Below are 16,219 nucleotides of genomic sequence, written 5' to 3' on the forward strand. Positions count from 1 at the left end.
TTGTGGCACAGGAATATAGTATTGAACAGCTGAACCATGGGCGTAAAGTCGTCGACTTTATGCGCTGGGACACGCTGGCCTTTATCATCTCCGGCCTGCTGATTGTGGCGTCCATCGCCATTATCGGTGTGCGCGGCTTTAACTGGGGGCTCGATTTCACCGGCGGGACGGTGATTGAGATCAACCTCGAGAAGCCGGCGGATCTGGATGCGCTGCGTGACGGGCTGGTGAAGGCAGGCTTTGAGGAGCCGCTGGTACAGAACTTTGGCAGCAGCCGTGATGTGATGGTGCGTATGCCACCGACCACCGGCAATGCAGGCCAGGAGCTGGGCAACAAAGTGGTTGCCTCGATCAATCAGACGACGCAGCAGAACGCGACCGTGAAGCGAATTGAGTTCGTGGGCCCGAGCGTGGGCAGCGATCTGGCGCAGGCCGGGGCGATGGCGCTGCTGTCGGCGCTGATTGCGATTCTGATCTACATCGGCTTTCGCTTTGAGTGGCGTCTGGCGCTGGGCACCGTGCTGGCGCTGGCGCACGACGTAATCATCACCTGCGGCATTCTGTCGCTGTTCCACATCGAGATCGATCTGACGATTGTGGCGTCGCTGATGTCGGTGATTGGTTACTCGCTCAACGATAAGATCGTGGTTTCCGACCGTATTCGTGAGAACTTCCGCAAAATCCGTCGCGGTTCTTCTTACGACATCACTAACGTGTCGCTGACCCAGACGCTGAGCCGTACGTTGATCACCTCGATCACCACGCTGGCGATGATCCTGATCCTGTTCATCTTTGGTGGCGCGCTGCTGAAAGGCTTCTCGCTGACCATGCTGATCGGTGTCACCATCGGTACCATTTCGTCGATCTACGTGTCGTCCGCGCTGGCGCTGAAGCTGGGCATGAAGCGTGAACACATGCTGGTGCAGAAAGTGGAGAAAGAGGGCGCCGATCAGCCTTCGATTCTGCCGTAATTGTGCCGGAGAAATGAAACGGGCTGCCTGAGTGCAGCCCGTTTTTTTATGCCTGACGCCAGAATTACTGGCCTGCAACGACCGTGCTGGCGTCCGCCACCGCCTGCACATCATGCACGCGCACGTAGCCGGGCTGACCCGGTGCCAGCCCGCTGAGCCGCAGCGGTACGCTGACCGAACTGCGCGGCATCAGACTGGCGGGCACGGTAATGGTCTGGCTCAGGCTGTCGGCGTTCAGCGGCTTGCCGCTGGCGGGATCCATTTCGCCCCATACCACGCGGGCGCTGAGCGCCGGCACCGGCTTATCATCGGTTGAACGGATATTCAGGTTAGCGCGGCTGCCGCTGGCTTCCCCCTCAACGTGCGACAGCGACAGGCGCAGTTTACCCAGCTGCGTCTGCAGCTCTACCGGCGTATTTGCCTGCGGGAGTAACCATGCGCCCTGCGTCGACTGGCTGTTAAGCTGCCCCTGAATCTCCAGCGCGCTGGCCTGACTGGTCAGTTTGCGCATCTGCTGGTTGAGCTGGCTCACTTCCTGATGCAGCGCTTTGACCTGAGGTGAAGCGGGGGGGGAGCTGCAACCACTGAGCACCAGCGCAGCAAGCGCTGCCGGCACCCAAATCATCCTGAACGTCATGCAATGTCCTTCCGGTTATTTAGGGATACGTAAAACCTGGCCGGGATAGATCTTATCAGGATGCGTCAGCATTGGCTTGTTCGCCTCAAAGATCTTGTTGTATTCGTTCGGCGTGCCGTACACCTGCTTCGAGATAGCGCTCAGGGTATCGCCTTTTTTCACCGTGTAGAATTCGGCCTGCGTGGCGCTGTCACTGGTGGTGACGTTATCTTCCACTTTGGTGATGCCGGCCACGTTACCCGCCGCCACCAGAATCTTCTCTTTCAACTCCTGCGAGATACCGTCACCGCTGACCTTCACGGTATCGCCCTGGACATCGACTTTCACTTTATCGCTGTCGGGCAGGCCGAGTTGATTAATGTGCTCCTGCAGCTTTTTGCTCTGGTCATCGCCGCCTGACACCGCATCCCACAGTTTTTCACCCGCTTCTTTGACGAAATTGAATAAACCCATACATCCTCCTGTCATTAAGCCGGATTGGCTCTCTAAGCTTAGTAACTTTTCACGGTTTGCTGTAACCGTCAGGCGTCGCTGTGAGCCAGGTGGCGATTCTGCGCCCTGTATTTTGTTGCAACCGGGAACGCGCTACACTATCTGCCCCCAATTCTCGCGACAGGAAACGTCATGCATTGCCCATTCTGCTCCGCTGTGGACACCAAAGTGATTGATTCACGTCTGGTTAGTGAGGGCTCCTCAGTGCGCCGCCGCCGCCAGTGCCTGGTATGCCATGAGCGTTTTACCACCTTTGAAGTGGCCGAGCTGGTAATGCCACGCGTGGTGAAAAGCAACGACGTGCGCGAACCCTTTAACGAAGATAAGCTGGCCAGCGGCATGATGAAGGCGCTGGAGAAGCGCCCGGTGAGCGCGGATGCCGTCGACAACGCGGTCAATCACATCAAAACCCAGCTGCGCGCCACCGGCGAACGTGAAATTCCCAGCAAGCTGATTGGTAACCTGGTGATGGAAGAGCTGAAGAAGCTGGATAAAGTTGCTTATATTCGCTTCGCATCGGTGTACCGCAGTTTTGAAGATATTCGTGATTTTGGCGAAGAGATCGCCCGCTTACAGGATTAATCCATGACCGATGCGCACTACATGGCGCGCGCGCTGGAACTGGCGCGGCGCGGACAATACACCACCACCCCGAATCCTAACGTCGGATGCGTTATCGTGCGCGATGGTGAGATCGTGGGCGAAGGCTGGCATCAGCGCGCCGGTGAACCGCACGCGGAAGTGCACGCGCTGCGCATGGCGGGTGACCACGCACGCGGTGCGACCGCGTATGTCACGCTGGAACCCTGCAGCCATCACGGCCGGACGCCGCCGTGCTGCGATGCGCTGATTGCCGCCGGCGTCAGCCGGGTGGTCGCGGCGATGCAGGATCCTAATCCGCAGGTGGCCGGGCGCGGCTTGTATCGTTTACAGCAGGCCGGCATCGACGTGAGTCACGGCCTCATGATGAATGAAGCGGAAGCGCTCAATCGCGGTTTTCTCAAACGCATGCGTACCGGTTTTCCGTGGATTCAGCTCAAACTGGGCGCCTCGCTGGATGGTCGTACCGCCATGGCCAGTGGCGAAAGCCAGTGGATCACTTCCGCAGCGGCAAGGCGCGATGTGCAACGTTTACGTGCCCGCAGTTCAGCTATTCTTACCACCAGCGCCACCGTGCTGGCGGACAATCCGTCGCTGACGGTGCGCTGGGATGAACTGAGCGAGACCGTGCGCCAGCAGCTGAATGAGAGCCAGCTGCGTCAGCCGGTGCGGGTGGTGATCGACAGCCAGCAGCGCGTGACGCCACAGCATCGTTTGATCGCCCAGCCCGGCGAAACCTGGCTGATGCGCACGGAGGCTGATGCACAAAGCTGGCCGCCGGGCGTGAGTCAGATTGAGGTGCCGCCGCGCGGTGAGCAGCTCGATCTGGTGGCGATGATGATGCTGCTCGGTCAGCGTCAGATCAACAGCGTGTGGGTTGAGGCCGGTGCCGGTCTGGCCGGTGCGCTGCTGCAGGCCGGCCTGGTGGATGAACTGATCGTTTATCTGGCGCCGAAACTGCTGGGTAATGCCGCGCGCGGCCTGTGTGCGCTGCCGGGACTGGAAACGCTGGCCGATGCGCCAGCGCTGAATTTTAGCGACGTGCGTCAGGTTGGCGACGATTTACGGCTGACCCTGACACCACGCTGAGCATGCACGGAAAAGCCTGAGCGCGTTGCCGAAGAGTATGATAGAATCCGCCCCCTTCTGCGGGGCCATAAAACAAACACCCAAAGGATATGTATGAAAGTTATCGAAGCTGCTGTTGCCACGCCTGATGCCAATATTGCCATCGTAATCGCGCGTTTTAACAATTTCATCAATGACAGCCTGCTGGACGGTGCGGTTGACGCGCTGAAGCGTATTGGCCAGGTCAAAGCGGAAAACATCACCGTGGTCTGGGTACCGGGCGCTTACGAGCTGCCGCTGGCGGCACGCGCCCTGGCGAAAACCGGCAAGCACGACGCGATCGTTGCACTGGGCACGGTGATCCGTGGCGGTACCGCACACTTCGAATACGTGGCGGGTGAAGCCAGCTCCGGCATCGCTCACGTAGCGATGAACAGCGAAATTCCGGTGACCTTCGGCGTCCTGACCACCGAAAACATCGAGCAGGCGATTGAACGCGCCGGCACCAAAGCGGGTAACAAAGGCGCCGAAGCGGCCCTGACCGCACTTGAAATGATTAACGTATTGAAAGCCATCAAAGCCTGATTTTTGTAAGGGGAATTTTGTGAAACCTGCTGCTCGTCGTCGCGCCCGTGAGTGCGCTGTCCAGGCGCTTTACTCCTGGCAGTTGTCTAACAACGACATTGCCGATGTGGAATACCAGTTTCTGGCGGAACAAGACGTCAAAGACGTCGATATTAGCTATTTCCGCGAACTGCTGGCCGGTGTGGCGACCAACAGCGCGTTCCTGGACGGCCTGATGAAGCCTTACCTGTCGCGCCAGCTGGAAGAGCTGGGCCAGGTAGAAAAAGCCATCCTGCGCATTTCGCTCTATGAACTGAGCAAGCGTGACGATGTGCCGTACAAAGTGGCGATCAACGAAGGTATCGAACTGGCTAAAGTGTTTGGTGCTGAAGACAGCCATAAATTTGTTAACGGCGTGCTGGATAAAGCCGCTCCGCAAATTCGACCGAACAAAAAATAAGTGCAAAAGGCCGGCTCACCGGCCTTTTTTCATTGAGACCTGACTTATGTCCTGTGGTGAATTCGAACTGATCGCACGTTATTTTAACCGCGTCACCAGCTCCCGCCGCGATGTGGAGAAGGGAATTGGTGACGACTGCGCGTTACTTAACGTGCCGGAAAAACAGACGCTGGCCATCAGCACCGATACGCTGGTGGCGGGCGTGCATTTCTTACGTGATATCCATCCGGCCGATCTCGGCTACAAAGCGCTGGCGGTTAACCTGAGCGACCTGGCGGCGATGGGCGCCGATCCGGCATGGTTAACGCTGGCGTTGACGTTGCCTGAGGTAGATGAACCCTGGCTGGCCGCGTTCAGCGACAGCCTGTTTGAGCTGCTGGATTATTACGATATGCAGCTGATCGGCGGCGATACCACGCGCGGGCCGCTCAGCCTGACGCTGGGCATTCATGGCCTGGTGCCGGCCGGCCGTGCGCTGAAGCGCGCCGGGGCTAAACCGGGTGACTGGATTTTTGTCACCGGCACGCTGGGCGACAGCGCTGCTGGCCTGTCGCTGCTGCAGCACCATCATCGCCTGAACGATCCGGCGGTGCATGAAGTGCTGATCAAGCGCCATCTGCGCCCGATGCCGCGCGTGCTGCAGGGCCAGGCGCTGCGCAATCTGGCGACATCAGCCATCGATCTGTCCGATGGCCTGATCTCCGATCTCGGCCATATTCTCACCGCCAGCCGCGTCGGTGCCCGCATCAATCTGGATGCGCTGCCGCTGTCGGCTGCGTTGCGCGATCACTTCGAGCCGGAACAGGTGCTGCGCTGGGCGCTGAGCGGGGGTGAAGATTATGAGCTGTGCTTTACCGTGCCGGAAGTCAATCGTGGTGCACTGGATGTGGCGCTGGGCCATCTTGGCGTGGCGTATACCTGCATCGGCCAGATCGCGCCGGAAGCAGAAGGGCTGACGCTGCTGGAGAACGGCAAGCCGCGCAGTTTCCATCACAAGGGATTTGATCACTTTGACGCTAAATAAAGATGTGGCCAAAGGCCGTCTGCGCATGGCCAATCCGTGGCACCTGCTGGCGACCGGTTTTGGCAGCGGCCTGAGCCCGATTATGCCCGGCACCGCCGGTTCAATTGCCGCCATTCCCTTCTGGTGGCTGATGACGCTGCTGCCGCTGCAGCTGTATTCGCTGCTGGTGCTGATTGGCATCAGCGTGGGTGTCTACCTGTGTCACCGCACCGCGCGTGATATGGGCGTGCACGACCATGGCAGCATCGTGTGGGATGAGTTCATCGGCATGTGGATTACGCTGATGGCGATACCGGCGATGAGCTGGCAATGGGTGCTGGCCGGCTTTGTGATTTTCCGTATTTTTGACATGTGGAAGCCGTGGCCGATTCGCTGGTTCGACCGTAACGTGCACGGCGGCATGGGCATTATGGTCGATGACATTATCGCCGGGGTCATTTCAGCGGCGATTTTGTATGGGCTGGGGCTGGTGCTTTAATGCGCCAGGTGCGCATGAATGCGCACCCTACAGAAAGCGTTGCCATGAATGCGTTGCCGCAGGCAGATCGCCAGGAATGCGTAGACCACAGGCAGGTCGCCATGTATGCGCTGCCTGTGACATCAGGTCGCCCTGAAGGCGACCTGACTGGACCGTTACTCGAATCCCACCACCGGATGCGGTTGGTAGACGCTCTCCAGCTCGGCGATATCGGTTGAACTCAGCTCCACGTCGACGGCTTTCACCAGCTCGGCAAACTGCTGCTCGCGCGAGGCACCAATAATCGGCGCGGTAACCACCGGCTTATGCAGCAGCCACGCCAGCGCCACCTGCGCGCGCGTCACGCCTTTGTCCGCAGCCACCGTTGCCAGCCGTTGCGCAATGGCCGCGTCATTCTCTTCGGTGCCGGTATAGAGTTTTTCCATCACGTTATCCGACACTGAACGCGCAGTGGTTTCTCCCCACGGACGCGTCAGCTTACCGCGCGCCAGCGGGCTCCACGGCAGCACCGCGATGCCTTCGCGCTGGCACAGCGGATGCATCTCCTTCTCTTCTTCGCGCTGAATCAGATTGTACTGATCCTGCATACTGACAAAACGCGCCCAGCCATGCTGCTGCTGTAACTGCAGCGCCTGCGCAAACTGTGTGGCATGCATCGAGGAAGCCCCGATGTAACGCGCTTTGCCTGACCGCACTACCTGATCGAGCGCTTCCAGCGTCTCTTCAATCGGCGTGGCGTAATCCCAGCGATGAATCTGCAGCAGATCGACATACTCCATGCCAAGCCGCGTCAGGCTGTCATCAATCGACTGCAGAATATTGGTGCGCGACAGCCCCTGCGACAGGTTGCTCAGCGGAAAGTAGACTTTGGTCGCCACCACCACCCGATCGCGCTGCGCATAATCTTTGAGCGCGCGGCCGAGGATCTCCTCACTGCTGCCGTCGGAGTAGCTGTTAGCGGTGTCGAAGAAGTTGATGCCCGCGTCCAGCGCCTGCTTAATCAGCGGTCGGCTGCTCTCTTCCGGCAGCGTCCAGGCGTGGTTACCGCGCAGCGGATCGCCATAGGTCATACAGCCTAAACAGAGACGTGAAACCTGCAGATCGGTCTGGCCTAAACGAACGGTTTTCATGAAGGGCTCCTGCTCTTATGCGTGGGGTTTTACCCTCAAGCATAGCAGCAGGAGCGGGGAAGGGCGGTTACTGCGCCAGCCAGGCGGCGATTTGCTGCTGGATGCCTGCGGCGTCCAGCTGATAATCCTGACGCACTTCTTCCTGCGTCCCCTGCGGAATGAACTCATCCGGCAGGCCGAGGTTAAGCACCGGCACGCGCAGGCGTTTCGCCATCACGTATTCATTGACGCCGCTGCCGGCACCGCCTTTGATCGCGCCTTCTTCCAGCGTAATCAGCGCGTCGTGGCTGGCCGCCAGTTCGCTAATCAGGGCTTCATCCAGCGGCTTAACAAAGCGCATGTCGACCAGCGTGGCGTTGAGCGCGTCGGCGGCGGCCTGCGCTTCCGGCAGCAGAGTACCAAAGTTGAGGATGGCCAGCTGCTCGCCGCGACGCCGGATGACCCCTTTGCCAAGCGGCAGGCTGGCCAGCGGTTCCAGCGTGGCGCCGGTGCCGGTGCCGCGCGGATAGCGCACCGCGCTCGGGCCATCCTGATAGTGGTAGCCGGTGTAAAGCATCTGCCGGCACTCGTTTTCATCGCTTGGCGTCATGATCACCATGCCCGGCACGCAGCGCAGATAGGCGATATCAAACGCCCCCTGGTGCGTCTGGCCGTCGGCACCCACGATACCGCCGCGATCGATAGCAAACAGTACCGGCAATTGCTGAATTGCCACGTCGTGAATCACCTGATCGTAGGCGCGCTGCAGGAAGGTAGAGTAAATCGCCACCACCGGTTTGTAACCGCCGATGGCCATGCCTGCGGCGAACGTCACCGCATGCTGCTCGGCGATCGCCACGTCAAAATACTGCTGCGGATAATCACGCGAGTAGCTCACCATGCCGGAGCCTTCGCGCATGGCCGGCGTCACGGCCATCAGCCGCGCATCGTCGGCGGCCATCTCGCTCAGCCAGTTACCAAAGATTTTCGAGTAGCTCGGCAGGCCCGGCGCGCTTTTCGGCAGCGAGCCGCTGGCCGGATCGAATTTTGGCACCGCGTGCCAGGTAATCGGATCTTCTTCCGCCGGCGCGTAGCCCTTGCCCTTTTTGGTCATGATGTGCAGGAACTGCGGCCCTTTCAGATCGCGCATATTCTTCAGCGTACTGACCAGCGTCAGCACATCGTGACCGTCGACCGGACCGATATAGTTAAAGCCCAGCTCCTCAAACAGCGTGCCCGGCACCACCATGCCTTTCAGGTGCTCTTCGGTGCGCTTCACCAGCTCTTTGATCGGCGGCAGCCCGCCCAGCACGCGCTTGCCGCCTTCGCGCAGGCGTGAATAGGTTTTCCCCGAGAGAATCTGCGCCAGGCGATTGTTCAACGCGCCCACGTTCTCAGAGATCGACATCTCGTTGTCGTTGAGGATCACCAGCATGTCCGGCTTGATATCACCGGCGTGGTTCATGGCTTCAAACGCCATGCCCGCGGTAATCGCGCCGTCGCCAATAATACAGGCGGTGCGGCGACCTTTGCCTTCGCGTTCGGCGGCCACGGCCATGCCGAGACCGGCGCTGATGGACGTCGACGAGTGGCCCACGCTCAGCACGTCATATTCGCTTTCGCCGCGCCACGGGAACGGGTGCAGGCCATTTTTCTGACGGATAGTGCCGATACGGTCGCGGCGGCCGGTCAGAATCTTGTGCGGATAGGCCTGATGGCCGACGTCCCACACCAGATGATCAAACGGGGTGTTATACACATAATGCAACGCGACGGTCAGCTCGACGACGCCCAGACCCGAAGCAAAGTGGCCGGACGAGCGGCTCACGCTGTCCAGCAGATACTGACGCAGCTCGTCGCACAGGTCCGGAAGTTTTTCTTTAGGCAGTAAACGTAATTCCTGAACCGTGCCTGCTAACGCCAGTGTCGGGTATTTTGCAATATCAAAACTCATCAGAGACTCATTATATAAGTTATTTATCGCGTTCAATTATAAAGCTGGCCAGCGCCTGCAGAGCGGACGTGTCATACGACTGTGCCGCCAGCACCTCCAGCGCGCCCAGTGCTTCGCGATAGAGATCCTGCGCTTTGGCCCGCGCGTTATCCAGTCCCAGCAGCGCCGGGTAAGTACTTTTCCCCAGCGCCTGATCGGCTCCCTGGGTTTTGCCCAGAACGGCGGTATCGCCGACCACATCAAGGATGTCATCCTGCACCTGAAACGCCAGTCCGATGGCGTTGGCGTAGATATCCAGCTGCGGCAGCGCATCGCGGCCCGCGGCACCCGCAGTGAGGGCGCCGAGACGCACGGCGGCGCGGATCAGCGCGCCGGTTTTATGGCGATGGATCTGCTCCAGCTGGTTCAGGTCCACGGATTGGCCTTCGGCGGCTAAATCCAGCGCCTGGCCACCGCACATGCCGGCCACGCCGCTGGCCTGCGCCAGTTCGGAAATCATGGCAATGCGATCCTGCGGGCTTACGCCGGGCATCGGCTGGTCCGCAAGAATGGTAAACGCCAGGGTTTGCAGGGCATCGCCGGCCAGAATCGCCGTGTCTTCGCCATATTTGATATGGCAGGTTGGCTGCCCGCGACGTAACGCATCGTCGTCCATCGCCGGCAGGTCATCATGAATCAATGAGTAAGCGTGAATGCACTCCACCGCTGCGGCGGGGGCATCCAGGCTGGCCGCCTCGGCGCGCAGCATCTCGCCAGTGGCATACACCAGAAACGGGCGCAGGCGCTTACCGCCTAATAGTGCCCCATATTGCATGGCGTTCACCAGAGGAGAACTCTGAAAAGGAAGTGGATCTATTAAGCGCGTCAACGCCTGGTTCACGCGCTCATGGTAGGCGCGCTGCAGTTGCACGAAATCCATTACTCATTTTCCGGCGTGAAAGGGGTGAGCGGGGCGTCTTTGTCGTCGCTCAGCAGAATCTGCACGCGCTGTTCCGCCGCCTGCAGGGTTTGCTGGCCGCTGCGTGCCAGCTGTACGCCGCGCTCGAATTCATTCAGCGCCTCTTCCAGCGGCAGTTCGCCACTCTCCAGACGGCTGACAATCTGTTCCAGCTGCTGCAGTGCGTTTTCAAAACTCACGGGCGCTTCGGCTTTTTTCGGCATAATCAGTGTCGACTCACAGGTTGGGACATTATGTTGCAATCGGTCATGGTAGCCGACGGGCATTGATTAGCAAAATAATCAATGCGGCGAAGGTTGCTTACAGCAGTCACCTAACAAAGGTGATATACTTGCGCGCCTCGGATGCGGTGGCTGATGCCAACCCGCAATTATATGATTTTACCAGCTAAGTGTTGATGATTTTAGCACTTATTTGCCCAACGAAGCTGTGTCGCCATGAAGTTTATCATCAAGCTCTTCCCTGAAATCACCATCAAAAGTCAGTCGGTGCGCCTGCGCTTTATCAAAATTCTGACCGGTAACATCCGTAATACCCTGCGCACCCTCGACGAAGAGATCGCCGTGGTGCGCCACTGGGATCACATCGAAGTGCGCGCGAAGAAGGAAGCGCTGCGTGCCACCGTCACGGAAGAGCTGACGCGCATTCCCGGTATCCACCATGTGCTGGCGGTCGAAGACCGCGCCTATACCGACATGCACGATATCTTCGAGCAGACGCTGGCGCTCAACCGCGAGCGGCTGGAAGGCAAGAGCTTCTGCGTGCGCGTGAAGCGTCGCGGCAAGCACAGCTTTAGCTCGCAGGATGTGGAGCGCTACGTCGGCGGCGGTCTCAATCAGCACATTGAAAGCGCGCGCGTGCAGCTGAATCACCCGGATGTGACGGTGAATCTGGAGATTGAAGACGATCGCCTGCTGCTGATTACCGGCCGCTATGAAGGCCTGGGCGGCTTCCCGATCGGCACCCAGGAAGATGTGCTGTCGCTGATTTCCGGCGGCTTTGACTCCGGCGTCTCCAGCTATATGCTGATGCGCCGCGGCTGTCGCGTGCACTACTGCTTCTTTAACCTCGGCGGCGCGGCGCATGAAATCGGCGTGCGTCAGGTGGCGCACTATCTGTGGCAGCGTTTTGGCCGTTCACATCGCGTGCGTTTTGTCGCCATCAATTTTGAGCCGGTGGTGGGCGAGATTCTGGAAAAAGTTGATGACGGCCAGATGGGCGTGGTGCTGAAGCGCATGATGGTGCGTGCGGCGTCAATGGTGGCTGAGCGTTACGGCGTGCAGGCGCTGGTGACCGGTGAGGCGCTGGGCCAGGTCTCCAGCCAGACGCTGACTAACCTGCGTTTGATTGATAACGCGTCCGACACGCTGATTCTGCGCCCGCTGATCTCGCACGATAAAGAGCACATCATCAATATTGCGCGTCAGATCGGCACCGAAGACTTTGCCCGCACCATGCCGGAGTACTGCGGCGTGATTTCGAAAAGCCCCACGGTGAAAGCGGTGAAGGCGAAGATCGAAGCCGAAGAGCAGAACTTCGATTTCGACATTCTGCAGCGCGTGGTGCAGGAAGCCAGCAACGTCGATATCCGTGAAATCGCGGAGCAGACGGAAGAAGAAGTGGTGGAAGTGGAAACCGTGGCGTCATTCAGCGGCAACGATGTGGTGCTGGATATCCGTTCGATTGATGAACAGGACGACAAGCCGCTGGCGCTGACCGGCGTGGAAGTGAAATCGCTGCCATTCTATAAGCTGAGCACTCAGTTCGGCGATCTCGATCAGAGCAGAACCTGGTTGCTGTACTGCGATCGCGGCGTGATGAGCCGGTTGCAGGCGTTGTATCTGCATGAGCAGGGCTTTAAGAACGTGAAGGTGTACCGTCCGTAACCGCGGCGGGAGTTAAGCCTGGCGCGCCTGATTTCGGGTGTACGGGCAAAACCCGGTGCGCAGGAATGCGCCCCCTGTAATCACCGCAACGAATAAAACTGTGCGCTGATCTCGTGGGGTCGCCATTGATGGCGACCTTTTTTACGCGCGCTCTTCAAATTCCTGATAATTATAAATCCCTGCCGCCAGCACCAGCTGTGACGCGACTTCACGCGCTTGCTCTTTATCCACCAGCAGATCAATCAGCTTCAGGGCAAAATCGATCGCCGTGCCCGGCCCCTGGCTGGTCAGCAGATTAACGCGCGGATCCCACACCACGCGGCGCTCCATCCATTTTTCTTCCGGAATGGTGTGCTTCAGGCCGGGAAAACCGGTCATGTTGCCCACCGGAAACAGGTCATGCGGCACCAGCACCGTGCCCGGCGCGGCACAGATCGCCGCGACAATTTTTCCTGACAGATGACACTGGCGTACCGTCTCCACCAGCAGTGGGCTGTCGCGGAAGGTTTCAGCTCCTTTGAGGCCGCCCGGCAGGACGATGGCGGCAAAATCGTTATCCGCCACTTCCACCAGCGGTGCGTCAGCCAGCAGGCGCACGCCGCGTGAGCAGACAATCTCGCGCGTGCCGTCGCTCTCCACGCTGGCGGTGGTCACCTTCAGGCCGGCTCGGACCAGCAGGTCGATAGTCGTGACCGCTTCGGTCTCTTCACTGCCATGGGCCAGGCAAACCAGCACTGATGCGTTCGCGCTCATATTGGGACTCCTTGCGTTTAATCAGGTCGTACAGGCGGGTATTTTCCGGCAGCGCAATCCCCTGCGCACGGGCGCGGCGCAGCAGGTAGCCGGTAATGTAATCAATTTCAGTCTGACGCTGCGCACGCACATCCTGCAGCATTGAGGAGACGTTGGCGGCGGTGCTGTCGATGACGTCGTAAATAATGTCGCGCAGGTTATCCAGCGCGATGTGCTGGCCCTCGCGCTCCATCACCCAGGCCAGCTCCTCGCACAGCCGGTTAATCTGTTCCGGCCAGGCGCGCAGCGCGCCGTTCTGGCAGTCGTGCTCAACCGTCAGCGTGTTGATCACGCAGTTAACTGCCAGCTTGCGCCAGCTGGCAGACGCGATGTTATCGTGCCACGCCACGTCCGGCAGCGCCTGATGCAGAATATCGGCGATATCGCTCAGCGCCGCGCTTTCGCGGCTGGCAGGCCCGATGTGGGTGATGCCCTGCGCGACATGCTTGATCACCGTGCCGTCGCGCATCGCCGCGTGCGTGGTGATGCCGCGCAGCAGCGGCTGCTGCACTTCTTTGAGCTCTTCGATCGTACCCATGCCGTTGTGCAGCAGCAGGATCGGCGCGTGGCGCGGCAGCACGCTTTGCAGGTTTTTCACCGCAGGTGAAACCTGTGGCGCTTTCAGGGTCACCAGTAGCAGCTGGCTTTCAGCCAGAAACAGCGGATCGTTAGCGATGAAGGTGTGATTGCTGACGTGGCCCTGTGGATCGACCACGTTGACCGAACAGTACGGCTGCGGTACGCGCAGCCAGCCCTGAACGTCATGTCCCTGGCGTGCAAGGGCCGCGAGCCAGATTTGCCCCAGGGCGCCGCAACCCAACACGGTAATTTTCATTATGCCTCCCGCTGGCGGGTGGGTGAATGGGTGTCACACCCTTAATTATAGCTTTCCGCGTCGCGTGTTTTATTAGCGCGACAAGACGCGTATTATGCATGTCACTTTAGTATCAGGAGAAGAAAAGATGCCATCTTTCGATATCGTTTCCGAAGTCGAACTGCCGGAAGTGCGTAATGCGGTGGAGAATGCCAACCGTGAGATCTCAACCCGTTTCGATTTCCGCAACGTGAGCGCCAGCTTTGAGCTCAACGAAAAGAATGAGACCATCAAAGTCACCAGCGAATCGGATTTTCAGGTGAAGCAGCTGGTGGATATTCTGCGTGAAAAGCTGCTGAAGCGCGGCATTGAAGGCGCAGCGATTGAAGTACCGGAAGAGATTGTCCACAGCGGTAAAAGCTGGAGTGTTGAAGCGAAGCTGAAAAAAGGCATCGAAAGCGATGTCGCGAAGAAAATCGTTAAGCTGATCAAAGACAGCAAACTGAAAGTGCAGACGCAGATTCAGGGTGAAGAGCTGCGCGTCACCGGTAAATCCCGCGACGATCTGCAGGGTGCGATGGCGCTGGTGCGCGGTGGCAACCTGGGTCAGCCGTTCCAGTTCAAAAACTTCCGCGATTAATCCCCTCTGTCGCGCGCCGCACGACGATACAGCGTGCTGCGCGCGACCCCCAGCGCCTGCGCCGCTTTACTGATATTGCCGTCATAGCGCTGCAGCGTTTCACTGATCAGCTGTTCATCGTGGCGTTCGCGCAGCGGCGGTGCCGGCGGGCGGCGATACTCTGCCGGCAAGTGACTTTCCGTCAGCGTTTCGCCCTCATCGGCGAGCGCCAGCAGCACGCGCAGCAGACTGCGTAGCTGGCGCACATTGCCTGGCCATGGCTGCTGCGCCAGCGCCGTCAGCAGCGCCGGAGACAGCTGTACGCCACGCTGCGCGGCTCCCAGTTCCTGCCATAAATCGCGGATAAACCTGGCGACGTTCGGCCAGGCGCGCAGTGGCGGAAGGGTCAGCGCAAACTCCTGCAGACGATAGAGCAAATCCTCACGAAATTCGCCTGCGGCCACGCGCTGGGCCAGATCGCGATGCGTGGCGCAAATTACGGCAAAATTCACCGGCCAGCTGCGACTGGAGCCGAGTGGCGCCACCTCTTTTTCCTGCAGCACGCGCAGCAAACGGGTCTGCAGCGTCAGCGGCATGTCACCGATTTCATCCAGAAACAGCACGCCGCCATCCGCTTCGCGAATTTTGCCGATGTAGCCATTTTTGCTGGCGCCAGTAAATGCGCCGGGCTGGTAGCCAAACAGTTCAGATTCAATCAGCGCTTCGGGGATGGCGGCACAGTTGATGGCGACAAACTTGCCCGTGCGCCAGTGGCTTTGCTGGTGCAGAGCACGGCTGACATACTCCTTGCCGCTGCCGGTTTCACCATAAATGCACAGCGAAACGCCGGCATCCAGCAACCGCAGCATTTTTGCGCCGTCAGCTCCCAGCACGCGCGGCAAGTCATGCGTGCGACTGTCCGGCACGCTGACGTGGCTGCGCTGCGGCGCGCGCAGGCGGAACCAGTAGCGCTGCGTGCCAATGTCGACCGCGGCGGGAACGCTGTTGGCCTGCTGCTGCAGTTGTGGAAACAGCTGCTGAAACGTCAGGCTGGCAAAGCGGTCGGCGCTGAGAGCCAGTTCGCGCATCGCCAGCCGGTTGGCTGCGGTCAGCACATTGTCAGAGAACACCAGCAGCAGTTCATCACTGGTGTCGATGCCCTGCGGCTGAGGATGCAGACTGAGCAGCCACTGCTGCGGATGCAGGCTCTGCTTCACCCACAGGTACTCGATCTGCTTTGCCGCTGCTTTCACCCGGTTCAGGGTATGCGGATGCGGAAAGTGTGCCGGACCCGAGATATCCAGCACGCCGGCTATCTGGCCGTTGGGCATCTGCAACGGCATCGCGGCGCAGTACAGACCCTGATTGCGCGTCAGGAAATGCTGCTGGCCATCAATTTCACAGCCGTCATCAATCGCCAGCGCGGTGCCAATCGCATTGGTGCCGCGTCCGCATTCACTCCACAGATTACCGGGTGCCAGGGCAAAGCGCTGGGCTTTCTCCAGCGCCTGCATATCGCCAAAGGTGTTCAGCACCAGCCCGCTGGCATCGGACAGGATCACCACCGACTGCGTCTCCGCCATCTGCTGCGCCAGCTGGCGGATGACCGGCTGCGCAAACTGCTGCAGCCCGGCGTTGCTGGCCAGCACATCGGCCAGCTCGCCCTGACGCACGCGCGGGAAATCGTCGGCGCTGCGCTCTAATCCATACAGCTGGCTGCGGAACCAGGAGTCGCTTAACAGCGGGTTAGCGTGCACGGCAGACGCGGCTGAATTTCCCTGCATGAGTGACCT

18 protein-coding genes are annotated in these 16,219 nt (G+C 59.6%); 9 read left to right on the plus strand and 9 right to left on the minus strand.

The genetic code is table 11. The features are described 5' to 3' along the window. Nucleotides 1-2 precede the first annotated feature (2 nt). Entirely contained in the window at nucleotides 3-971 is a 969-nt protein-coding gene (gene secF, locus C1Y42_RS00665; protein ID WP_058769379.1) for a protein translocase subunit SecF, read from the plus strand. Between the two features lie 64 nt (nucleotides 972-1,035). On the opposite strand, the gene C1Y42_RS00670 is transcribed toward secF, so the two are convergent. Both C1Y42_RS00670 and lysM read right to left on the minus strand, forming a co-directional pair. Further along, complete coding sequence (locus C1Y42_RS00670) at nucleotides 1,036-1,608, minus strand: DUF3251 domain-containing protein (protein ID WP_104092645.1); 573 nt, start codon at nucleotides 1,606-1,608, stop codon at nucleotides 1,036-1,038. Between the two features lie 15 nt (nucleotides 1,609-1,623). Continuing rightward, complete coding sequence (lysM, locus tag C1Y42_RS00675) at nucleotides 1,624-2,061, minus strand: peptidoglycan-binding protein LysM (protein ID WP_021507159.1); 438 nt, start codon at nucleotides 2,059-2,061, stop codon at nucleotides 1,624-1,626. A gap of 171 nt (nucleotides 2,062-2,232) precedes the next feature. Here lysM and nrdR point away from each other — a divergent pair, with 171 nt between their 5' ends. From nrdR to pgpA, 6 genes are all read left to right on the plus strand, one after another. Further along, on the plus strand, nucleotides 2,233-2,682 hold the full coding sequence (gene nrdR, locus C1Y42_RS00680; RefSeq protein WP_031279647.1) for a transcriptional regulator NrdR: 450 nt from the start codon (nucleotides 2,233-2,235) through the stop codon (nucleotides 2,680-2,682). A gap of 3 nt (nucleotides 2,683-2,685) precedes the next feature. Next, a complete protein-coding gene (ribD, locus tag C1Y42_RS00685) occupies nucleotides 2,686-3,789 on the plus strand; it encodes a bifunctional diaminohydroxyphosphoribosylaminopyrimidine deaminase/5-amino-6-(5-phosphoribosylamino)uracil reductase RibD (protein WP_104092646.1) in 1,104 nt (367 codons plus the stop codon). A gap of 93 nt (nucleotides 3,790-3,882) precedes the next feature. Then, entirely contained in the window at nucleotides 3,883-4,353 is a 471-nt protein-coding gene (ribE, locus tag C1Y42_RS00690; RefSeq protein ID WP_021507162.1) for a 6,7-dimethyl-8-ribityllumazine synthase, read from the plus strand. A 19-nt stretch (nucleotides 4,354-4,372) separates the two neighbouring features. Beyond that, on the plus strand, nucleotides 4,373-4,792 hold the full coding sequence (gene nusB, locus C1Y42_RS00695; protein WP_031279648.1) for a transcription antitermination factor NusB: 420 nt from the start codon (nucleotides 4,373-4,375) through the stop codon (nucleotides 4,790-4,792). 46 nt (nucleotides 4,793-4,838) lie between these two features. Further along, complete coding sequence (thiL, locus tag C1Y42_RS00700) at nucleotides 4,839-5,816, plus strand: thiamine-phosphate kinase (protein ID WP_021507164.1); 978 nt, start codon at nucleotides 4,839-4,841, stop codon at nucleotides 5,814-5,816. After that, nucleotides 5,803-6,294, plus strand: a complete 492-nt coding sequence (gene pgpA / locus C1Y42_RS00705; protein WP_104092647.1) for a phosphatidylglycerophosphatase A — start codon at nucleotides 5,803-5,805, stop codon at nucleotides 6,292-6,294. Before thiL ends, pgpA begins: the two co-directional genes overlap by 14 nt. A gap of 155 nt (nucleotides 6,295-6,449) precedes the next feature. Here the strand turns inward: pgpA and C1Y42_RS00710 are convergent, their stop codons facing one another. The 4 genes from C1Y42_RS00710 to xseB form a co-directional block, all read right to left on the minus strand. Continuing rightward, entirely contained in the window at nucleotides 6,450-7,424 is a 975-nt protein-coding gene (locus C1Y42_RS00710; protein WP_021507166.1) for an aldo/keto reductase, read from the minus strand. A gap of 67 nt (nucleotides 7,425-7,491) precedes the next feature. Next, complete coding sequence (gene dxs, locus C1Y42_RS00715; protein ID WP_021507167.1) at nucleotides 7,492-9,357, minus strand: 1-deoxy-D-xylulose-5-phosphate synthase; 1,866 nt, start codon at nucleotides 9,355-9,357, stop codon at nucleotides 7,492-7,494. Nucleotides 9,358-9,376: 19 nt separating this feature from the next. After that, nucleotides 9,377-10,276, minus strand: coding sequence for a (2E,6E)-farnesyl diphosphate synthase (gene ispA, locus C1Y42_RS00720; protein WP_021507168.1), 900 nt, complete (start codon nucleotides 10,274-10,276; stop codon nucleotides 9,377-9,379). Further along, nucleotides 10,276-10,518 (minus strand): exodeoxyribonuclease VII small subunit, encoded by a 243-nt coding sequence (gene xseB, locus C1Y42_RS00725; protein WP_021507169.1) that lies wholly within the window; start codon nucleotides 10,516-10,518, stop codon nucleotides 10,276-10,278. The genes ispA and xseB overlap by 1 nt, the downstream gene beginning before the upstream one ends. Nucleotides 10,519-10,752: 234 nt before the next feature. Here xseB and thiI point away from each other — a divergent pair, with 234 nt between their 5' ends. Continuing rightward, complete coding sequence (thiI, locus tag C1Y42_RS00730; protein ID WP_021507170.1) at nucleotides 10,753-12,201, plus strand: tRNA uracil 4-sulfurtransferase ThiI; 1,449 nt, start codon at nucleotides 10,753-10,755, stop codon at nucleotides 12,199-12,201. Between the two features lie 141 nt (nucleotides 12,202-12,342). On the opposite strand, the gene yajL is transcribed toward thiI, so the two are convergent. After that, nucleotides 12,343-12,954, minus strand: coding sequence for a protein deglycase YajL (gene yajL / locus C1Y42_RS00735; RefSeq protein ID WP_058781215.1), 612 nt, complete (start codon nucleotides 12,952-12,954; stop codon nucleotides 12,343-12,345). Beyond that, the gene (gene panE / locus C1Y42_RS00740; RefSeq protein ID WP_058757963.1) at nucleotides 12,908-13,828 is read right to left on the minus strand and encodes a 2-dehydropantoate 2-reductase; all 921 of its coding nucleotides are present in this window, start codon (nucleotides 13,826-13,828) and stop codon (nucleotides 12,908-12,910) included. The genes yajL and panE overlap by 47 nt, the downstream gene beginning before the upstream one ends. Nucleotides 13,829-13,955: 127 nt before the next feature. Between panE and C1Y42_RS00745 the strand changes: the two genes are divergently transcribed. Further along, nucleotides 13,956-14,447, plus strand: a complete 492-nt coding sequence (locus C1Y42_RS00745) for a YajQ family cyclic di-GMP-binding protein (protein WP_021507173.1) — start codon at nucleotides 13,956-13,958, stop codon at nucleotides 14,445-14,447. Here the strand turns inward: C1Y42_RS00745 and C1Y42_RS00750 are convergent. Then, nucleotides 14,444-16,210, minus strand: a complete 1,767-nt coding sequence (locus C1Y42_RS00750) for a sigma-54-dependent Fis family transcriptional regulator (RefSeq protein WP_104092648.1) — start codon at nucleotides 16,208-16,210, stop codon at nucleotides 14,444-14,446. The genes C1Y42_RS00745 and C1Y42_RS00750 overlap by 4 nt on opposite strands. Between the last annotated feature and the right edge of the window lie 9 nt (nucleotides 16,211-16,219).

It is taken from the genome of Pantoea sp. ICBG 985, assembly GCF_002928365.1.
In the GTDB taxonomy this organism is placed as follows: Bacteria; Pseudomonadota; Gammaproteobacteria; order Enterobacterales; family Enterobacteriaceae; genus Pantoea; species Pantoea dispersa.

What these genes read in the sequence shown, in the direction of transcription:
- lysM (WP_021507159.1), bottom strand. Translation starts at nt 2,061, where the DNA reads ATGGGTTTATTCAATTTCGTCAAAGAAGCGGGTGAAAAACTGTGGGAT.
- ribE (WP_021507162.1), top strand. Translation starts at nt 3,883, where the DNA reads ATGAAAGTTATCGAAGCTGCTGTTGCCACGCCTGATGCCAATATTGCC.
- panE (WP_058757963.1), bottom strand. Translation starts at nt 13,828, where the DNA reads ATGAAAATTACCGTGTTGGGTTGCGGCGCCCTGGGGCAAATCTGGCTC.
- dxs (WP_021507167.1), bottom strand. Translation starts at nt 9,357, where the DNA reads ATGAGTTTTGATATTGCAAAATACCCGACACTGGCGTTAGCAGGCACG.
- ispA (WP_021507168.1), bottom strand. Translation starts at nt 10,276, where the DNA reads ATGGATTTCGTGCAACTGCAGCGCGCCTACCATGAGCGCGTGAACCAG.
- nrdR (WP_031279647.1), top strand. Translation starts at nt 2,233, where the DNA reads ATGCATTGCCCATTCTGCTCCGCTGTGGACACCAAAGTGATTGATTCA.
- C1Y42_RS00670 (WP_104092645.1), bottom strand. Translation starts at nt 1,608, where the DNA reads ATGACGTTCAGGATGATTTGGGTGCCGGCAGCGCTTGCTGCGCTGGTG.
- ribD (WP_104092646.1), top strand. Translation starts at nt 2,686, where the DNA reads ATGACCGATGCGCACTACATGGCGCGCGCGCTGGAACTGGCGCGGCGC.
- yajL (WP_058781215.1), bottom strand. Translation starts at nt 12,954, where the DNA reads ATGAGCGCGAACGCATCAGTGCTGGTTTGCCTGGCCCATGGCAGTGAA.
- C1Y42_RS00745 (WP_021507173.1), top strand. Translation starts at nt 13,956, where the DNA reads ATGCCATCTTTCGATATCGTTTCCGAAGTCGAACTGCCGGAAGTGCGT.
- C1Y42_RS00710 (WP_021507166.1), bottom strand. Translation starts at nt 7,424, where the DNA reads ATGAAAACCGTTCGTTTAGGCCAGACCGATCTGCAGGTTTCACGTCTC.
- thiL (WP_021507164.1), top strand. Translation starts at nt 4,839, where the DNA reads ATGTCCTGTGGTGAATTCGAACTGATCGCACGTTATTTTAACCGCGTC.
- thiI (WP_021507170.1), top strand. Translation starts at nt 10,753, where the DNA reads ATGAAGTTTATCATCAAGCTCTTCCCTGAAATCACCATCAAAAGTCAG.
- C1Y42_RS00750 (WP_104092648.1), bottom strand. Translation starts at nt 16,210, where the DNA reads ATGCAGGGAAATTCAGCCGCGTCTGCCGTGCACGCTAACCCGCTGTTA.
- xseB (WP_021507169.1), bottom strand. Translation starts at nt 10,518, where the DNA reads ATGCCGAAAAAAGCCGAAGCGCCCGTGAGTTTTGAAAACGCACTGCAG.